11 protein-coding genes are annotated in these 17,648 nt (G+C 58.1%); 8 read left to right on the forward strand and 3 right to left on the reverse strand.

What is annotated here, in order from left to right:
- Together IRZ24_RS06235 and IRZ24_RS06240 are read right to left on the reverse strand one after the other, a co-directional pair.
- Positions 1-1,574 (reverse strand): NERD domain-containing protein kinase family protein (locus IRZ24_RS06235; protein WP_297161260.1); only part of this gene is annotated, 1,574 nt, incomplete at its 3' end.
- A 270-nt stretch (positions 1,575-1,844) separates the two neighbouring features.
- Complete coding sequence (locus IRZ24_RS06240) at positions 1,845-2,711, reverse strand: radical SAM protein (protein WP_297161262.1); 867 nt, start codon at positions 2,709-2,711, stop codon at positions 1,845-1,847.
- Positions 2,712-2,916: 205 nt separating this feature from the next.
- On the opposite strand from IRZ24_RS06240, the gene IRZ24_RS06245 reads away from it, so the two are divergent.
- The 7 genes from IRZ24_RS06245 (at position 2,917) to IRZ24_RS06275 (ending at position 12,694) form a co-directional block, all read left to right on the forward strand.
- Positions 2,917-4,032 (forward strand): LacI family DNA-binding transcriptional regulator, encoded by a 1,116-nt coding sequence (locus IRZ24_RS06245; RefSeq protein WP_297161264.1) that lies wholly within the window; start codon positions 2,917-2,919, stop codon positions 4,030-4,032.
- A gap of 466 nt (positions 4,033-4,498) precedes the next feature.
- The gene (gene iolC / locus IRZ24_RS06250) at positions 4,499-5,545 is read left to right on the forward strand and encodes a 5-dehydro-2-deoxygluconokinase (protein WP_297161266.1); all 1,047 of its coding nucleotides are present in this window, start codon (positions 4,499-4,501) and stop codon (positions 5,543-5,545) included.
- A gap of 187 nt (positions 5,546-5,732) precedes the next feature.
- Entirely contained in the window at positions 5,733-7,619 is a 1,887-nt protein-coding gene (gene iolD / locus IRZ24_RS06255; protein ID WP_297161268.1) for a 3D-(3,5/4)-trihydroxycyclohexane-1,2-dione acylhydrolase (decyclizing), read from the forward strand.
- Positions 7,620-7,733: 114 nt separating this feature from the next.
- Positions 7,734-8,678: a TIM barrel protein gene (locus tag IRZ24_RS06260; RefSeq protein ID WP_297161270.1), complete on the forward strand. Its 945-nt coding sequence runs from the start codon at positions 7,734-7,736 to the stop codon at positions 8,676-8,678.
- A gap of 151 nt (positions 8,679-8,829) precedes the next feature.
- Positions 8,830-9,849, forward strand: coding sequence for an inositol 2-dehydrogenase (gene iolG, locus IRZ24_RS06265; protein WP_297161272.1), 1,020 nt, complete (start codon positions 8,830-8,832; stop codon positions 9,847-9,849).
- 72 nt (positions 9,850-9,921) lie between these two features.
- A complete protein-coding gene (locus tag IRZ24_RS06270) occupies positions 9,922-10,971 on the forward strand; it encodes a tagatose 1,6-diphosphate aldolase (RefSeq protein ID WP_297161274.1) in 1,050 nt (349 codons plus the stop codon).
- Between the two features lie 757 nt (positions 10,972-11,728).
- Positions 11,729-12,694: a DUF929 family protein gene (locus IRZ24_RS06275; RefSeq protein ID WP_297161276.1), complete on the forward strand. Its 966-nt coding sequence runs from the start codon at positions 11,729-11,731 to the stop codon at positions 12,692-12,694.
- A gap of 229 nt (positions 12,695-12,923) precedes the next feature.
- On the opposite strand, the gene IRZ24_RS06280 is transcribed toward IRZ24_RS06275, so the two are convergent.
- The gene (locus IRZ24_RS06280; protein ID WP_297161277.1) at positions 12,924-15,260 is read right to left on the reverse strand and encodes a xanthine dehydrogenase family protein molybdopterin-binding subunit; all 2,337 of its coding nucleotides are present in this window, start codon (positions 15,258-15,260) and stop codon (positions 12,924-12,926) included.
- Between the two features lie 364 nt (positions 15,261-15,624).
- Here IRZ24_RS06280 and IRZ24_RS06285 point away from each other — a divergent pair, with 364 nt between their 5' ends.
- Entirely contained in the window at positions 15,625-17,367 is a 1,743-nt protein-coding gene (locus tag IRZ24_RS06285; RefSeq protein ID WP_297161279.1) for a cellulose binding domain-containing protein, read from the forward strand.
- Positions 17,368-17,648: the final 281 nt, after the last annotated feature.

Here is a 17,648-nt window from a genome sequence, read left to right on the forward strand (position 1 = left end):
GCTTGTTCATAAACCACAGCCGGATTCAAGAACTGCTTCAGCACCAACTGACCCAGTCCTGGCAAATCTTTATAGCTGACCAGATACGTCCGGGCCATTGATCCCTGACCGAGCAGGCGATGAACAACGAATTCGCCGTTCAGCAGTGTTGAAGGAAGCTCGCTGATCTGTGTCTGCTGAGCCTGGCGCAGAAGCTCCTCCAGGCCACGAGCCACCTCCGCAGCGCTGAGAGGTGCCGCCTGTCTGGAGGGGAGCAGGACCGAGCGGAACAGCTCCGACAGTGCAGCCGACTGCTCAGGAGTGAGGAATGTGACCCAGCGGGGGGCGTCAGGCAGACGTGGCGCATCATTAATTGATGGGCGAAGAACAGAAATAGGAACACCTGAGAGGCGCTCAAGCATAACCAGGGCTAGGCTAAAAGTATCCGTATATTGCGAAGCAAACTCATAGCTGATCAGCACATCCTCGGCAGCATAGTGATCATCCACAGCCGTCGCATCGAGCTTGGCGGCGATCGATACTCCGCCGCCCACGCGCGCCGCATAAAAATCGCTGAATACCACGCGAGGAGGCTGACCCTTTGGAAACTGTATGATCAGAGCGGCGGGGGTCAAAGCACGATGAAGCACGCCCTGGGCATGGATCTGGGCCAGCCCTCGGAAAGCTGCGGCTGCCATCTGCAGCTCTTGTAAAAATTCCTCACGCGTCTCTGGTAAAGGCAGAGTACTCAACGCGCGACCCTCGGGGGGTACGATAGGCACCACCATGAATGTACTAGACCACTCGAAAGGCGTCTCGGCCCACGGCACCAGGCCTGTTGACTGCAGTTTCTCCAGAGCCTTATATGTCCGCGTGTAGAATTCCTTCGCCGCCTTCTGTTCTAGGGGGTCATGGTCCAGCTCATAAAGCATAACGATCCGAGGGCGATCGGCCCCGGAGACCTTTTCTACCGCGCGGCAGCGGTAGAGCTTCGGACGGACCTGCTCCGCCTCCTCGATCTGCAAGACCTCCCCGATGCGACGTGGAATCGGAGGGCGCGTCGACAGGCCTGTCAGTAGCTTGCGAAGCTGCGTGTGCAACTGGCCCAGCAGGGGATTGCCAGGCTGGCTATCCAGCTCCAGCAGCCGCGCGCAGACATCATCTAACCTGAAGAGGGCCGTAGCGGCCCGGATATCGTGAATATGGGGCTGAGCGCTTGGCGAAGAAAGCAGCACGGCCCCGCGGACACAATGCCCGCCACTCTTCAGGGAAGGCAGCCGCTGCTTGAGATAACCGGCCACAAGCTTGGAAACCAGATCCACTCTGGCCAGCGGACTCGGCTCTGACGAGCCATCAGCTCGGACCCAGAACTCCTCATTACCACGCAGCACGCCGCCCCAAGACTTTTCCTCAATGACAAAGACCCAGCGTTCACCGATGACCAGAAAGTCGATTTCGAAAGATCTCTCATTAGGGGCAGGAAGGATCTTGTTACAGATGACCAGCCATGAAGAAGGAAGCCCCTCGCGTAGAACCTGAGCGGCCTTCTGCTCTCCATCGCTGGCGAAGCCACTCGTACTGATCAGCTCGGCCACGGCTGTGCCTCCTTACTTGCTAGTTAGAGAAGGACAGAGGGCCTCAATTGCTAATCCTTGCCCTTCTCGGAACCAGCTCCCCATTGTTGTCGAATACTTGACCCATCTCAGTGTAAAAATGAGCGAGCGAAAAACTTGCTCTCCAGACGCTGAACAGGCACCTTGGACTAACCACGCCCGGCAACAGCAACAAGCTGCCGCTGACGAGGCAAAGAGCCAGGCTCTTTTCGCCTGCTGGCGCTCCGCAGCAATGGGCGAAAGCTGGACAGGCTAGTGGCGGGGAGCAATCCCACAAAAACCGCTGGCACCCCAGCCGACAGTCACCCCATACTCTGAGCCATGAGCGCAAAGATAAGCATACAACTCACGCGCAGGTTGCGTATCAGACCAGGCTGGTTCCTGACGCGCAAAAGGCGTGCGTGCCGTACGCTCCCCACCAGCTCCATCCCCTTCAACTGTATCCACTACCAAGCGACGGGCGCCGCTCTTAAGAAGGCACTCCCCGAAACTCTTGACATCAGTAAAACGTAGGCAAGGGCTAATTGTAATCTGCGTCTTTACTCCCAAGTGACTGGCCTGACGGACCAGTTGCCAGCGTCGTTCCAGAGAAGGGCCTCCTCGCAAGCGCTGCAGATAGGCCATATCATCCGTCTCGATTGTCACCGATAGCCAGGCATAGGGAAGCTGCTGCAGCAAATCAAGATCGCGCTCCGCTAGCGGCGAGCGGGTCTGCACCACCAGCAGATCGAGGTCGCTAAAAGAAGCAAAGACTTGCAAGCAATGGCGTGTCACCTGATAACGTCGCTCCAACGGCTGGTACGGATCAGTGGTCGTACTCATAAAAATGCGCAGATGACGACGCCGCGCAGAAGACATGCGGCGTAGCTCCTGTTCTAGCAGCGCAGGCGCGTTCACCTTAACCTGGACAGCCAGGCCCCAGGGAGCACCCAGCCCAGCAGTCATCCAGTTAGGCAGAAAGCGCGCATAACAGTATTGGCCACAGGCTGTCTGACCATACGCGCAGCCAGTATACGCTGAGAGAGCATGCGTGAACGGATAAGGAGGTGCGACCAAAAATCCCCCACGCTGCGGCGTGAGAATCCCTCTAGCCTCCACCTCCATGCAAACAATGCTCATCGTGACTGCTCCTCTCTCGGTCCTGAACAAAAAAAACCTGCCCTTTCAGCATAGCACATCCCTCATAAAGAAAAACAGCTACGCAATCGAGTGCGGGCCACCCCCTTGACAGTCACCTACGCCATCTTCTATACTGCTAATGCACACGTGTGCAAACATCCAAGTTGGGGCAGCTCAATCGTGGCTCAGGAGGAACAGGAGCACTGTGAATAGCTCACATAGCCCACTGGCTGCAGCTCGCGTGGCTGGCGCAAAGCGCTCGCGCGAGGTCTCCATTGCCGATATCGCACGGGTAGCTGGCGTCTCCCATACCACTGTCTCGCGGGCCTTACGCGATAGTCCTCTGATCAGCGAAGAGACGCGCAAGCGCATTCAGCAGTTAGCTCTGGAGATGGGGTACACCCCGAACGCCATCGCCCAGAGTCTGCAAACGCGGCGAACGAATACCATCGGTCTGGCTGTGACTTCAATTGCTGACCCGTTCCTAAGTGAGGTTGTACGCGGGATCGAGGAGGTCGCGCGCTCTGCCGGTTTGAGTGTCTTCTTGAGTGCTACCCATAATGATCCTGAGCAGGAGATTGCGGTAATCGAAACTTTTCATCGTCGGCGTGTTGATGGCATTTTGGTGGCATCATCGCGTATGACGGGCGAGTATAAGCAGCGCCTGGACCAGATTCGGATACCGACAGTGTTGATCAATAGTCAGGCCGAATCGCAGTACGAGCTGCTGCATTGGGTAGCAGTTGATGATGTGTTGGGGGCACGGCTGGCAGTTGAGCATTTGCTGGCTCTTGGTCATCGCGCCATTGGCTATGTGGGCACAAGCAGCCGCCCACGCTCCTGTCGCCAGCGGCTGGAAGGGTATCGAGCTGCTCTGGCGGATGCCGGCTTGACTCCTCGAGAGGAGTGGGTGACGATGATGAGGGCGGAGGAGGCTTCTCCGCAGGAGGATGTCTTGTGTGGGCGTCGGGCACTTCAGCGCCTGCTCGATGCTGGAGTCACTGCCGTCTTCTGCCAGAATGATATGATGGCGATCGGTCTTTTGATGGCCTGCTACCGTCGTGGAATCGCAGTACCTCGTGAGCTGAGTGTGGCCGGCTTCGACGATATCGAAATGGCCAGTTGTATCATTCCTCCACTGACGACGGTACGTCAGCCGCGTCTCGAACTCGGTCGTCTGGCTATGCAAGTGCTGCTAGATCTGCTGCATGAGCAGGAAGGGCATAACCATGTACTCACTCCAACGCTGGTGGTGCGCGAGAGCACAGCCCCACCACTGGCCTCGTCTGATGCGTTACCTCCTTCTACCACAACAGAGTGAAAAGATCTCCTGGGAAGAGGTCACTGTCAGCGCCGAGCTCAAGAGTAAGAACATCTCTGGGCTTACGCTGCTTGACTGCTTGGCTTTACAGGCGCTTGTCCGTAGGACAGATCAAGCAGGCTGCTTTTGCAGGGGAGCATGTGGGCGAGTGCTTCCTACTAGACTGCTGATGCCCCCGAAGCGTCTTGGGACGGGCGCCGTTGGAGTACGACCCAGTAAGGTGGATCAAGGGAAGGCAACCGCAGGAAAGGGATGGGGATGGAGGAGAACTTGCCTCTTGCAAGGCGTGATCAGCGCTGCTGGACATTGCTCGGGCAGCCGCGATTACTCCTGAAATATGAATGGCTCTGGTCAGGGTTGTGACTTGCCTTGCCAGCGCAGTTGCCCGGTTAGGGACGGCTAGCAGCCTACCTGGCCAGGCGCAACCAATGATTCAGTGTTGAAGTGAAGCATGGGAGGACCGTAGATGAAAGCGGAGCAGCGGCAGAGTGCATATGACCTCATCGCAATGGGGCGCTCCTCTCTCGATCTGTACTCAAATGACATTGGGGCGCCGTTCGAGGAAATTAAAAGCTTTGCGGCTTACGTTGGCGGTTGCCCTACCAACATCTGTGTTGGTGCCCGACGGCTGGGACTACGCTCGGCGCTCCTAACTGCTGTTGGAGATGATCAGGTCGGCAATTTTATTCTGCATTTCTTGAAGCGTGAGGGAGTCGAGACGCGTTATATCGTGCGCAAACCTGGCTACCGCAGCAGTGCCGTGGTATTGGGGATTCAGCCTCCCGATCGCTTTCCTCTCACATACTATCGCGACCATTGCGCCGATGTGGAATTGACGATCGACGATGTGCTGGCGACGCCCCTGGGAGAGTGCCGCGTGTTGCTCATTACCGGTACTGGTTTGAGCAAGGAGCCAAGCCGCAGCGCAACGATCTTTGCCGCAGAACTGGCGCGTGAGCAGGGGGCGATGGTGGCACTGGATATTGATTATCGTCCCGACCAGTGGCATGATCAGCGCGCCTTTGGCGTGGCTATCCGCTCGGCCCTGCCGCTAGTTGATCTAGTGATCGGGACCGAGGATGAGATTAAGGCAGCGATGCTGCGTGATCCTGAGCAGGTCCAGGTTGCCCACTCCCAGATCTCTGATGCGCGTGTCAGTGGCGATATTGAGCATGCCATTCGTGAGCTGTTGCGCCGAGGTCCACAAGCTTTGGTGGAGAAGCGGGGTGCAAGAGGCTCGCGGGTTCATTTGGCGCGGTCAACTGAGCGAGAAGCCCCTCCTGACTGCCTCGAAGTGCCTGGTTTCCCGGTGGCCGTGCAGAATATTCTGGGAGCCGGTGATGCCTTTGCTGCCGGTCTGCTCTATGGTCTGTTGATGGGCTGGGATTGGTATCTGGCTGCTCGCCTGGGCAACGCGTGCGGTGCGATCCTGGTAACACGGCATGGTTGTGCTGATTTTATGCCCACGTATTCCGAGGTGATGGCCTTTGTCGAGGAGCATGGTGGTCTCTAAACTGCCCGCGCTGAATGGGAGAGACTGGCAGTCGAAGCCAGACCAGACTGCTGTTAGATGGAGGCAGAGATGCCTGGGGAAGGCGCTGTATAGGCTTGGATCTCTTGCCAGGCTTTTGCCTACCCCACTCTGTGCGCTGCTAAGCGTCGCATAGACTTTGTGGAAGCTGATTACCCGGAGGGAAACTATGAACGAGCACGCTGGCCGACGCATGACAATGGCTCAGGCACTGATTGCGTTTCTACGCAATCAGTATGTAGAACGTGACGGCGTGGAACAGCCTTTCTTTGCTGGCTGCTTCGGGATCTTTGGTCATGGCAATGTCGCGGGCATCGGCCAGGCTCTCCAAGAGATGCCCGATTTTCGCTATTATCAGGCTCGTAACGAGCAGGCGATGGTCCATACAGCGATTGCCTACGCGAAGGTAAAGAATCGCTTGCAAACCTTTGCCTGTACCTCTTCAATCGGGCCGGGCGCTACCAATATGGTCACCGGAGCAGCTACTGCCACTATTAACCGGCTTCCGGTCCTCTTGCTGCCGGGTGACTTCTTCGCTCGCCGCAATGTGGCCCCTGTTCTCCAGCAACTGGAGTCAGAGCATACTCAGGATATCTCGGTCAATGACTGCTTTAAGCCGGTAAGTCGTTACTGGGATCGCATCACGCGCCCCGAGCAGTTGCTGACGAGCCTGCCAGAGGCGATGCGCGTCCTGACAAGTCCCGCGGAGACAGGAGCAGTCACCCTTGCTCTGCCCCAGGATGTGCAGACCGAGGCCTATACTTACCCCGAGGCGTTTTTCCGCAAGCGCATCTGGCATATCCCTCGTCCGCGTCCGGATCGACGGCGGTTAGAGGAGGCTGCCGCCTGGATACGGGCCAGTGAGCGCCCACTGATCATCGCTGGCGGCGGTGTGATCTATGCCGAGGCCTGCTCTCTGCTGGAGCGCCTGGCTTCAGAGACGGGAATTCCTGTGGCGGAAACAATGGCTGGCAAGGGTAGTCTACGTTTTGATCATCCGCTTAATCTCGGTGCAATCGGCGCTACAGGCACCTTCGCGGCTAATCGTGTGGCTCGCGAGGCCGATCTGATTATTGGAATCGGCACGCGTTATAGCGACTTTACCACGGCTTCAAAGACGGCCTTCCGTCATCCGGCAGTGCGCTTTGTCAATATCAATATATCGGAGTTCGATGCCGCAAAGCATCTGGCCCTTTCGCTAGTGGGCGATGCCCAGGCGACGCTAGCAGAGCTGCTGCCGCTGCTGGGGGACTATCGGGTCGCGCCTGAATATCGAGAGTGTGCTGAGAGACTGCATCGCGAATGGGAGGCCGAGGTAACGCGCATCTATAGCCTGCGTCATGTGCCGCTTCCCTCCCAGGGAGAGTTGATTGGGGCCATCAATGAATACGGCTCTCCAGACGCTATCATGGTCTGTGCTGCTGGCAGCTTGCCTGGCGATTTGCATAAGCTCTGGCGCGCTCGTCACCCGAAGCAGTTCCATCTAGAGTATGGCTATAGCTGCATGGGCTATGAGATTGCGGGAGGCCTGGGAGCTAAGATGGCTGCCCCCGAGCGTGAGGTCTATGTCCTGGTCGGCGATGGCTCCTATCTGATGATGAATGGGGAGATCGTGACTTCGATCCAGGAAGGTTATAAGCTGGTGATTGTGCTCTTCGATAATCAGGGCTTCAAGAGTATTGGCTCACTCAGCCGCTCTCTCGGTCAGGGCGGCTTTGGTACGCGCTACGTCTACCCTCGCAATGGTGTTCTGCCAGGCGATGATGCGGGGGCTGAGGTGGTGCCGCTGCCTGTCGATCTAGCAGAGAATGCCCGCAGCTTGGGAGCCTATGTGATCCGCTGTCGCGATACGGCTGATGTAATCGCCGCTCTGGAAGCCGCTCGCTCGCTGGAGCGTACAACGGTGATTTATGTGCAGTGCGATCGCTACGAGAGCGTGCCTTCTTATGAGAGCTGGTGGGATGTGGCTGTGGCTGAGGTAAGCTCTAGCCCTCAGGTTCAGGCCGCTCGCCGCGAGTGGGAAACGATGCGCGCTGAAGAACGATACTTCTTATAGTCATGGAATACAGAGCGGGAGGTATAGGCTGCAAAAGTAAAGCACCGCCTGCTGAAGGTCAATGGAGATCGTGAGCTGGGATCGACCCTCTGGCGTCTACAAGGGAGGTAGGAAATGGCAAAGGAGAGGATCTATCTGGCAAATGCACCCTGCTCGTGGGGAACTCTGGAATTTGATGAGACAGCGGAACCTGCAGTTCCCTGGGAGCAGATGCTTGATGAATTGCGCACCACTGGCTATGAAGGCACCGAGCTGGGTGACTGGGGCTATCTTCCCACAGAAGCTGAGCGCCTGGCTGCTGAGTTGGGCAGGCGTGATCTGACGCTTGTGGCGGCCTTTGTCCCTATCATGCTCAAAGAGCCGAGGGCACTACGCGCGGGCCTTGATCAGGCTCTGCGCACTGCCAACCTGCTTGCTACAGTAGCTCAGCTCAATGGGGCCTCTTGGAAACCGCTGCTGGTACTGGCCGATGAGAATGGACGTGATCCTCTGCGAACCTCCTGCGCTGGGCGAATCGCTCCAAATCAAGGGCTAGATGCCCACGAGTGGCGAATCTTTACACGCAATAGCGAGACGATCGCTCGCGCCGTCTATGAAAGCACGGGGCTGCGCACGGCCTTTCATCATCACTGCGCCGGCTACGTTGAAACGCCTGAGGAGATCACCCGCTTCCTGGATCTCACTGATCCCAGCATTGTCGGTCTGACTTTCGATACCGGCCACTATCTCTATGGCAGCGGCTCTGTTGAGCCTGAGCTGGTTGAAGAGGCCCTTCGTCGCTTCGAGGCCCGGATCTGGCATGTCCATTTTAAGGACTGCTCGCCGACGGTAGCGCAGCAAGCTCGCTCTGAGGGATGGGACTACTTCACTGCTCTGCGCCACGGTATTTTCTGCGAGTTGGGGCAGGGGGTGGTCCCATTTGCGTCTGTAGTGGATTGGCTTATGGAGCGCGGTTACCAGGGCTGGATTGTTGTTGAACAGGATGTACTCCCTGGCATGGGCAGTCCCTATCTCAGCGCCCTGCGTAATCGCCAGTACCTGCGCAGCCTTGGCCTCTAGTCTTGCCCGCGTGGCGGTGGCTTCCTAAGCGCGGCCTCGCTTAGGAAGGTACAGAATGCTGATCTCAGGGAACGAATTGCTTGCCGTGCTGCTAGCTACTAACAAGCACTAGCCTGCAGACAGCAAGCAAGGAATAGGAGAGGATGACGGGATGACTGTTGAAGAACTGACTGTTGGCCTGATTGGAGCGGGACGGATCGGACGTCTGCACGCTCACCATCTGACAACACGTATCCCACGCGCCCGCTTATTGGTCGTGGCCGATGCTTCTGCTGTGGCCGCTGAAGCCTGCGCCCGCGACTATTGCGTTCCTCGTTTCTGCTCGGATTACCGAGAGGTCTTGGCAGATCCTCAGATTGCGGCAGTCTTGATCTGTTCACCAACTAGTACCCATGCCCAGCTCATTGAAGAGGCGGCCCATGCCGGCAAGCACATCTTTTGTGAAAAGCCGCTGGCGCTTGATCTGGCAGCCATTGATCGGGCTTTAGCTGCCGTTGCACAAGCTGGGGTCAAGTTGCAGACGGGCTTTAACCGTCGCTTTGATACCAACTTCCGCCGCGTCAGGCAGGCTGTTGAGCAGGGAGAGATCGGCTTGCCCTTGATGCTGCATATCACAAGCCGTGATCCTGCTCCTCCCCCTGTGGCTTACCTTCAAGTCTCCGGTGGTCTGTTTCTCGATATGACCATTCACGATTTCGATATGGCTCGCTTTTTGCTCGGCAGTGAAGTCGAAGAGGTCTTCGCTCTTGCTCACAGCCTGAATGAGCCTGAGATTGCCTCGGCTGGGGATGTTGCCCATGCTGCCGTAATGCTCCGCTTCACCAGTGGAGCCATTGCAACGATCAGCAATAGCCGCCGTGCCAGCTATGGATATGATCAACGCGTCGAGCTGTTTGGCAGTGAGGGAAGCATTGCTATCGACAATGCCTATCCCAACACGGCAATAGTCAGCGATCGCCGCGGCGTGCGGCGCGATCTTCCTCTCTACTTCTTTATGGAACGCTACGCCGAGAGCTTCGCCGCTGAACTGCAAGCCTTTGTCCAGGCTGTCCTTGACGATAGGCCTGTGCCGGTAAGTGGATTCGATGGCCGTGTTCCTGTAGCCATTGCCCTGGCGGCTCAGCGCTCTCTACATGAGCATCGCCCGGTCTCCTTACGCGAGGTAGCCTAGCAGAACACATGCCAAATACTATGAGGTGGCAAAGAGATGGAGAGGTCTTCTATCGACAGAGGGGAGGTCACCATGTCTGGAGGGAAAAGGGAAGGGACGAACGCCAGGCAGGATAAGCTGAGTCGGCTCCGGGCCTGCTCAGATGAGCATGGCATCATTCTAGCTCTGGCCATCGATCACCGAACGAATCTGGCCCAGGCTCTGGCTACAGCCCGCGGCTCCCAGGATGTGACCGCTGCCTCCGATCTGCGTACTTTCAAGTGCCTGGTCACGCAGATCCTGACTCCCTACGCCAGCGCGGTGCTGCTTGATCCTGAATATGGCCTGGAGGCACTGAGGCTACGCCATCCCGGCACGGGGGTGATGCTCGCTTACGAGCGCTCGGGCTATAGCGCCAATGGCCGTAATCAGCCTCCCGAGGTGATCCCGCACTATAGCGTACGGCGACTGGTGGAGGCCGGTGCCCAGGCTGTAAAGGTGCTGCTGTACTATAATCCCTTCGATGACCCCCACATCAATAGCGTGAAGCGGGCCTATGTCGAGCGCATAGGAGCTGAGTGCCAGGCGCTGGAGGTTCCTTTCTTTCTGGAGCCGCTGGTTTACCCTAGCGAGGAACGGCCTGGGGAGACCTCTGAGCTGAGCTTTGCCCGGGCAAAGCCGACCTATGTTGCACGCACAGTAGCGGAGTTTGGCCAACCCCGTTACGGTGTTGATGTCCTGAAAGTAGAGTGGCCGGTCGTGCCGACCTACATCGCTGGACTGCGTAGCTGTGAGACAGCAGTCCCAGCTTATTCTCGGGACGAAGCCATTGAACACCTGCGTATGGTAGGAATGGCAGCCGCAAAGCCACTCGTCTATCTGAGCGCAGGCTACAGCTCCGCCACAGTCTGCGAGCTGCTGGAGTTGGCTGCCGAAGCCGGAGTACCCTTCTGCGGCGTGGTCTGTGGGCGCGCCCTCTGGCAGGATGGCATTGCTATCTATGCGAAAGAGGGAGCCGCGGCCCTGGAGCGCTGGCTGGCCAGAGAAGGAGTCGCTGCGATTCAGGCCATTGCCCACGTCCTGCGCCGCTGCGCTACTCCCTGGTGGCAACTGAAGGCGTCCGACTCGTGTCAGCCAGCATAAGAAACCGCTCGCTCAAGGTAATTACAGCTCCAGAGGCACAGGGGCAGACATGCCCGAAAGTGGCAGAGAAAACGAGGCAGCACAAATCCGGATCGGCTTCTTGGGGTGCCTCCTGGCCATCCAGCACAATGAGTCAGGGCAAGGAGAAGTCGGGATTGAGCGTCAGTTCAAGCAGAGTGCTGTCTTATGAGCAGGCCTTGAGCTAGTCTTGCTTGCTTACAGGTGATGGTCCAGGGGGAAGGACCCATTCGGCGACCAGGTGAGGGAACTGTTAAGCTGGTCCTGTCGGCCTGTGGCGCGGCAGCTCAGCGGAGAGCGCGCTAGGAGAGCCTTTTGACGGCCTGGCAACAATCGGCGTGCCGCGCTGGGCCAGCTCTCCACCACCAGTAGCAGGCCACTGCCGACAGCATTCCCTCGCCCTGACTATGTGCTGTCAACGCTCATCGCCATGCCAGCAGCAAGAGCGACCGTCATCCTCCATGCTCTGCAGACAACGAGGTGATCCAGTCAAGACAGTGCTACCGCAGGCCTTCATGCTATAATGTGGATATCCCGGCGCCGTGCCAGAATAGATTAAAAACCTGGCAAGCGGCAGCCAGCCTTGTTCAAGGAAGGACAGTCTACTATCTGTATCAAGGAAGAAAGGACTATGTCTTCATCCGCGGCAAAGAAGCAGACAAACCCTCCCACCTCAACCCAACGCTCACATGAACGCACGACTAGAGCCTCCGCTCATCCTGCTAGGCGAACGCGGCGCATGAGCCAGCGGCGTGGACTTGCAGCTTGGCGGGTCTATCGCTGGTGGATTGTCGGTGCTACACTGGCCTTGATCGGGATACTGATAGGCCTCTTCCTCTTTCTTGGCCATCAGAGTACAGGAAGTAGTGCCAGCAGACGTGTTCCCACGGACCCGCAGGTGATGAACGATCTGGCCCTCATCGGCGATAGCCAGCTCTCCAAAGTAGGTACTGGCAACCTGTCAAGCCCTCTGCGCGTCATCGCCGATCGCCCAATGCTACGCGGTCCCACTGGCAAACCAGAGTTCTTCTACTGGGGTGCTGAATTCTGTCCCTATTGTGCTGCAGAGCGCTGGCCAGTAGTCGTAGCCCTCACTCGCTTCGGCACCTTCAGCAAGCTGCCAGAAACGACCTCCTCCGATACAGACGCTTATCCAAACACCGCAACATTTACCTTTCATGGGAGCGTCTACCAGAGCGACTACCTGGACTTTGCTCCGGTTGAGCTAGAAGATCGCGAAGGCCACCCCCTGGAAGGACCGAGCGTCGAACAGCAACAGATCATCGCCTCGCTCAATCCTGATGGCAGCATCCCATTCCTGGACATTGCCAACCTCTACCTTGTACGTGGCCAGAGCTTCGACCCAGGCATTCTTACAGGGATGTCTCAACGCGATATCGCTCTCCAGCTCACCGACCCCGGCACACCTATCGCCAAGAATATTCTGGGCGTTGCCAACTACCTCACCGCTGCCATCTGTGTCGCAACGGGCGATCAACCAGCGCGCGTCTGCAAGACTTCCTATATCCAATTTATCGAGAAGCAGCTTCCGCGCTCGCCTTACGCTCCTACACCGACGCCATCAGCGAGCCAGCCCTCTGATCTGCTAACAACAGCGCTTGGACCGATGGCCCTGCTGCCAGCTCTCCGCCGTCCCCGGCACGGCCACGGCAAGAAGCAGCCCACTGCATATAGACGATACTAAATGGCAAATGGAGGGGGAGAGAAAGAGAAGGCAGGACGAGCGGCCACATGCTAAAACAGGAGAAGACCCAATCAGCGCTAACAGGAGAACCTGTCTGTAGCGACTGATTGGGCTTCTCTCCACGAGCGGCCTGCCTGGCCTGGATGAACAGCTCCCCAATCCGGGCCACTACGCTGCCGCAGAGGCCGCCGAAGAGCAGCACTGCTGATAGCAGTGACCCACTCCCCACTTACGATGCAGCACGATTACAGGCCTGCTGCCAGGCTTGTAAGATGCGCTCGGACGTCATTGGCAGCGCTGTTAAGCGCAGCCCCAGGGCGTCACGCAAAGCATTAGCAATGGCAGCAGCAACTGGAACCACTGGAGGCTCGCCAGCTCCTCGGGCCCCGAAAGGCCCAAGCTCGCAGGGAACCTCGATAATCAGAGGAGTAATCGACGGCACATCCTGGCTATGCGGGAGGGCATAATCCATCAGCGTCCCCGTGAGTAACTGACCTTCTTCACCGTAAGCGATCCCCTCAAGCAAAGCCCAACCGATACCCTGAGCCACTCCTCCATAGATCTGACCCTCTACCTCCGCACGATTCAGCGCGCGCCCTACATCCTGGGCAGCCACATAGTCCAAGACGCGTACCTCGCCCGTCTCAGGATCAACCGCTACCTTTGCCAGATGCACAGCGAACATCGGCCCCGACATCGCGTTTGCCGAACGACCACGGCCAAAGACAGGAGCATAGCGAGCGCCAAAGCCAGTCGAATTGGCGGCCACCTGCTGCAGCGTCACATACTTGTCTGGAGCGCCACGCACAAAGACTCGCCCATCGCGCAATTCGAGATCCTCACGCGCAGCCTCCAGCAACTCAGCAGCAATCGTCAAAATCTGCTCCCGCGCATCCTGCGCCGCTGCCAGGACAGCCGAGCCAACAGCATAAGTTGTCTTGCTACCAGCCGTCAAGCCGCTGTAAGGCATGGTATCAGTACCCTCATGGGCCACCGTGACCGCACGCGCCGGCAGACCCAAGATCTCAGCCGCGATCATGGCCAGCGAGCTGTCAGAACCCGACATATCCACACTGCCAACGATCACCGTAAGACTGCCATCGCTCTCCAGGCGGCAAAGAGCCGCCGCTGGCTCCGTCGCCCCTGGCCAGCCGCCCGCCGCCAGGCCGATACCAACCCGCCACCCGCGTAGCTCTTCCGGTAACTCGTTACGGACGCGCTCGCGCTCCCGCCAGAGCCGCTGCTGCCCGATCGCCTCCAGACACTCTACAAGGCCAATACGTGGCCATTGACCAGCCGGAACACGTGGATCACCCTCGCGCAGAGCATGGCGTAAGCGAAACTCCAGCGGATCAAGCCCAAGCCTGCGACAAAGCTCATCGATGGTCGACTCAAGAGCAAAATAAGCCTGCGGACCAGTCGGGGCCCGGTAGGCAGCACTGCCCGGCTTGTTGGTTTGCACCAAATAGCAACGGATGTCAAGATGGGGACAGCGATAGAGATTGCTGAAATGAAAACCGCTCAGCCCGGCAAGCGGATAGGGATAGGCGCCCGAATCCAGGATCATCCGCACTTGAATGGCCGTCAGCGTGCCGTCCTGGCGCGCACCCAGCTTCACAAAGATGGCAGTCTGCGGCGCCGGGTTACCCGCTAGTAGCTCCTCCTGACGCGTGTAGACCAGACGAACTGGACGCTGCAACTGGAGAGCCGCCGCTGCCACCAGCGGCTCAAGCAGCACCTCTTTGCCGCCAAAGCCACCTCCAACCGGCACCGGCTCCACATGGATCTGCCGCTCGGGTAACCCAAGAGCCAAAGCCACCGCCTGACGTACATTGAGCAGCCCTTGCGTGCTAGAATAGATCGTCAACTGCTTCGTGAGCGCATCAGGGATAGCCAGGGCCGTCTGGGGTTCCAGATATGATTGGTGCACGGGCAAGGTCGTGTAATGTTCCTCAACGATGACGTCCGCTTGCCGCAGGCCCTCCTCAATCTCACCCAGGCGCAGCGGCGGAAGAGCAGCCGCATTGAGCGAAAGACCTTCCTCCGCGAGCGAGGCACCCGGCGGAAGAAAGAGAGCATGGCTCTGTTGCACTATCTGGCGAAAATCACGCTCCAGGCAAGCACGAGGCGCCTCTGGACGACAGGCGACCTCGGGATCAAGTACCGCCGGTAAAGGCTCGTAATCGACCTCGACAGCGGCAGCTCCATCCTCAGCCTGCGCCTCTGTTTCCGCCACAACCAGGGCCACAGGATGACCACACCAGCAGGCCTCGGCCCGCGCCAAAGGCTCTAGCGAGCGTACGCTCCCGTCCGAGGGCCGCAGCCCCAAGTTGGAGGCAGTGAAGACAGCAACTACGCCTGGCAGGGCCAAAGCGGCCGACGGGTCAATGCGCCTAATAGAAGCATGAGCATAGGGACTGGTTACCAAGCGGGCATGGAGCAGCCCCGCTGGCAGGCGATCCCCCGCATAGCGAGCACGCCCGCTTACCTTGGCTTCTCCATCCGGGCGCGGCAGAGTCGTACCAATCAGCACAGATGACGCCTGTCTGTTTGCTTCATGCAACATGCGCAGCTTCCTCCTTTCGCTTCCTGCATACAGAGCGGGAAGTCTTGCTCCAAGATCACCAAGGCCAGACTCAGGAGCGTCGTGAGCAATCAGCCTATCTATCCTTTGCCTGCGTGCGGTCCCAGAGAGAGCCGGGACACTGTACTCCATTGAATGAGCGAGCTGGTCACGCCGTCAAGGCCCCAAATGTAGATTATACTGCTGCAACTGGCAGCAATAGAAGCCGATAGGGGGAGTGGGCAAACTGTCAAGGTTCTGACTGCTAGATGTCCGCTACTTGTTCTGGCTTTTTCAGCTCCGTGGCTCTATGCTCTCCCCTAGCAAGGAAGTCATAAGGGGCCCTGCCCCGAAGAAAGGACGCAGCATGTTTTCCAAAAGCAGCAAGAAGCTCGTAGCTCGACTCCTCCCCTCGCTGCTTAGCTGCGCGGCCATTACCATCCTCGCCGCCATCAGCGGCATCCTGTTGATCAGTGGCCCACGCCATCCGGCTCAGGCGGCCTCCGGCTTCGTTACCCGCTGCGGCATCCACTTCTGCCTCAACGGCCAACTTTTCTACTACGCCGGAGCCAATAGCTACGACATCTTCACCTTCGGCGACGGAAGCAGCAGCAGCACCCAAGATGACATCGAAAACAAGTATATGGACAAGGCGGCCATCGATGCCTACTTCAGTAATGCCCAGAGCGATGGCATTACCGTTGTGCGCACCTGGATGTTCGACCACGAGACCTGGCATGGCTTTGAGCCAGCTAAGGGGGTCTACAACGTCGCTGAATTCGATGAATTTGACTACATCATTCAATCGGCTAAGGCCCACAACATTCGCCTGATCGCCGTCTTCGAAAACTACTGGGAGGCCTATGGCGGCATCGATACGCGCCTGCAGTGGGAGGGCTTGCCAAGCGGTCAGTCTAACCGCTGGCGCTTCTTCAACCAGCAGCAGTGCCCAGGCTGCTTCACACAGTACAAGAACTACGTGTCCTATGCTCTCAACCACGTTAATCACTACTCGGGGATCGCCTACAAGGATGAGCCGACGATCTTCGCCTGGGAGCTGATGAATGAGCCTCGCTACGAGAACGCTACTCCCGATGAGAGCACAACTGGCACTACCCTGCGCGCCTGGGTCGATACAATGGGCGCCTTCATCAAGAGCATCGACCCTAACCACATGCTGGGCACGGGCCTGGAAGGCCAGGGAACAGCCTACGGTTACGGCGGTAACTCGGGCAATCCTTTTGTCTATATCCATCAATCTCCATATATCGATTTCACATCTGCCCACTTCTATCCGACCGAGAGCTGGGCGAACCTCAGCATGAGTCAAGCCCAGCAGGTCATCAACAAGTGGGTGAGCGACTCCCACAACGTCGTTGGCAAACCTTTCATCCTCGGCGAATTCAACAGCCGTTCGGACGTCGGCAACCGGACAGGCTGGTGGACTATGTTCTATAGCACGCTGGAACAGGACGACGCCGATGGTGACAACTTCTGGATGTATGTCGCGCGCAACCCCGACAGCATCTACGGTGTGACCCACGGCGCTCCCGAGCTAGCCATCTTTATGCAACACTCCCAGCATCAGCAGCAGAAATCCGGCGGCAGCCCTGGGACAGGCAGCACGCCAACGCCCGGAGCAACAGTCACGCCCACCGCTACCGCCGCGGCCAGCCCAACACCGACGCCGACGCCAAGGCCAACAGTGACCGCCACTCCAACGCCGACGCCGACACCGACAGCAGCGGTAACACCGACTCCAACAGCCACACCTGGCAGCGGACTGAGCTGCCGCGTGCAGTATGTCATCACCGCCCAATGGCCCGGTGGCTTCGGCGCGATGATTTCAATCACTAATACCGGCAGCAGCGCCATCAATGGCTGGACGCTCAGATTCTCCTTCCCCAATGGGCAAACAATCAGCCAGGGCTGGAACGGAAACTTTAGCCAGCAGGGCAGCACTGTTACGATTACCAACCTGTCCTACAATGCCACCATACCCGCAGGGGCCACACTGGGCAGCGCCCCGGGCTTCAATGGCACCTGGACTGGCACCAACTCACCACCAACTAGCTTCACGCTGAACGGTGTGACCTGCAGCACCCAGTAAGCCAATTGGGCTAGCGCTTAGGTCAACCAAACCAAGCAGGCCGACCAGACAGGCTGCCTGGTCGGCCCTGCTCCTGGTACCAAACCACTTTTCCAGCCAGTAAGTAGATCTTTACCTCTCTATCCTATCTGTCGGAGTGAGCGCACTGGAATCAGGGCAGAGGAGATGCCCTTTTTCTGAATCAGAAAGGGCATCTCCTCCCCTGTTCTCCCCTCTCTTCCTCCCTTCTTTCCCGCTAAGGTTGGCTTGTTTACTTGCTGGTCGCTGACTCTGGTCTCGAA

This window comes from Thermogemmatispora sp. (assembly GCF_019683755.1).
Taxonomy (GTDB): Bacteria; Chloroflexota; Ktedonobacteria; order Ktedonobacterales; family Ktedonobacteraceae; genus Thermogemmatispora.

What these genes read in the sequence shown, in the direction of transcription:
- IRZ24_RS06240 (WP_297161262.1), bottom strand. Translation starts at nt 2,711, where the DNA reads ATGAGCATTGTTTGCATGGAGGTGGAGGCTAGAGGGATTCTCACGCCG.
- iolC (WP_297161266.1), top strand. Translation starts at nt 4,499, where the DNA reads ATGAAAGCGGAGCAGCGGCAGAGTGCATATGACCTCATCGCAATGGGG.
- iolD (WP_297161268.1), top strand. Translation starts at nt 5,733, where the DNA reads ATGAACGAGCACGCTGGCCGACGCATGACAATGGCTCAGGCACTGATT.
- IRZ24_RS06260 (WP_297161270.1), top strand. Translation starts at nt 7,734, where the DNA reads ATGGCAAAGGAGAGGATCTATCTGGCAAATGCACCCTGCTCGTGGGGA.
- iolG (WP_297161272.1), top strand. Translation starts at nt 8,830, where the DNA reads ATGACTGTTGAAGAACTGACTGTTGGCCTGATTGGAGCGGGACGGATC.
- IRZ24_RS06270 (WP_297161274.1), top strand. Translation starts at nt 9,922, where the DNA reads ATGTCTGGAGGGAAAAGGGAAGGGACGAACGCCAGGCAGGATAAGCTG.
- IRZ24_RS06275 (WP_297161276.1), top strand. Translation starts at nt 11,729, where the DNA reads ATGAGCCAGCGGCGTGGACTTGCAGCTTGGCGGGTCTATCGCTGGTGG.
- IRZ24_RS06280 (WP_297161277.1), bottom strand. Translation starts at nt 15,260, where the DNA reads ATGTTGCATGAAGCAAACAGACAGGCGTCATCTGTGCTGATTGGTACG.
- IRZ24_RS06285 (WP_297161279.1), top strand. Translation starts at nt 15,625, where the DNA reads ATGTTTTCCAAAAGCAGCAAGAAGCTCGTAGCTCGACTCCTCCCCTCG.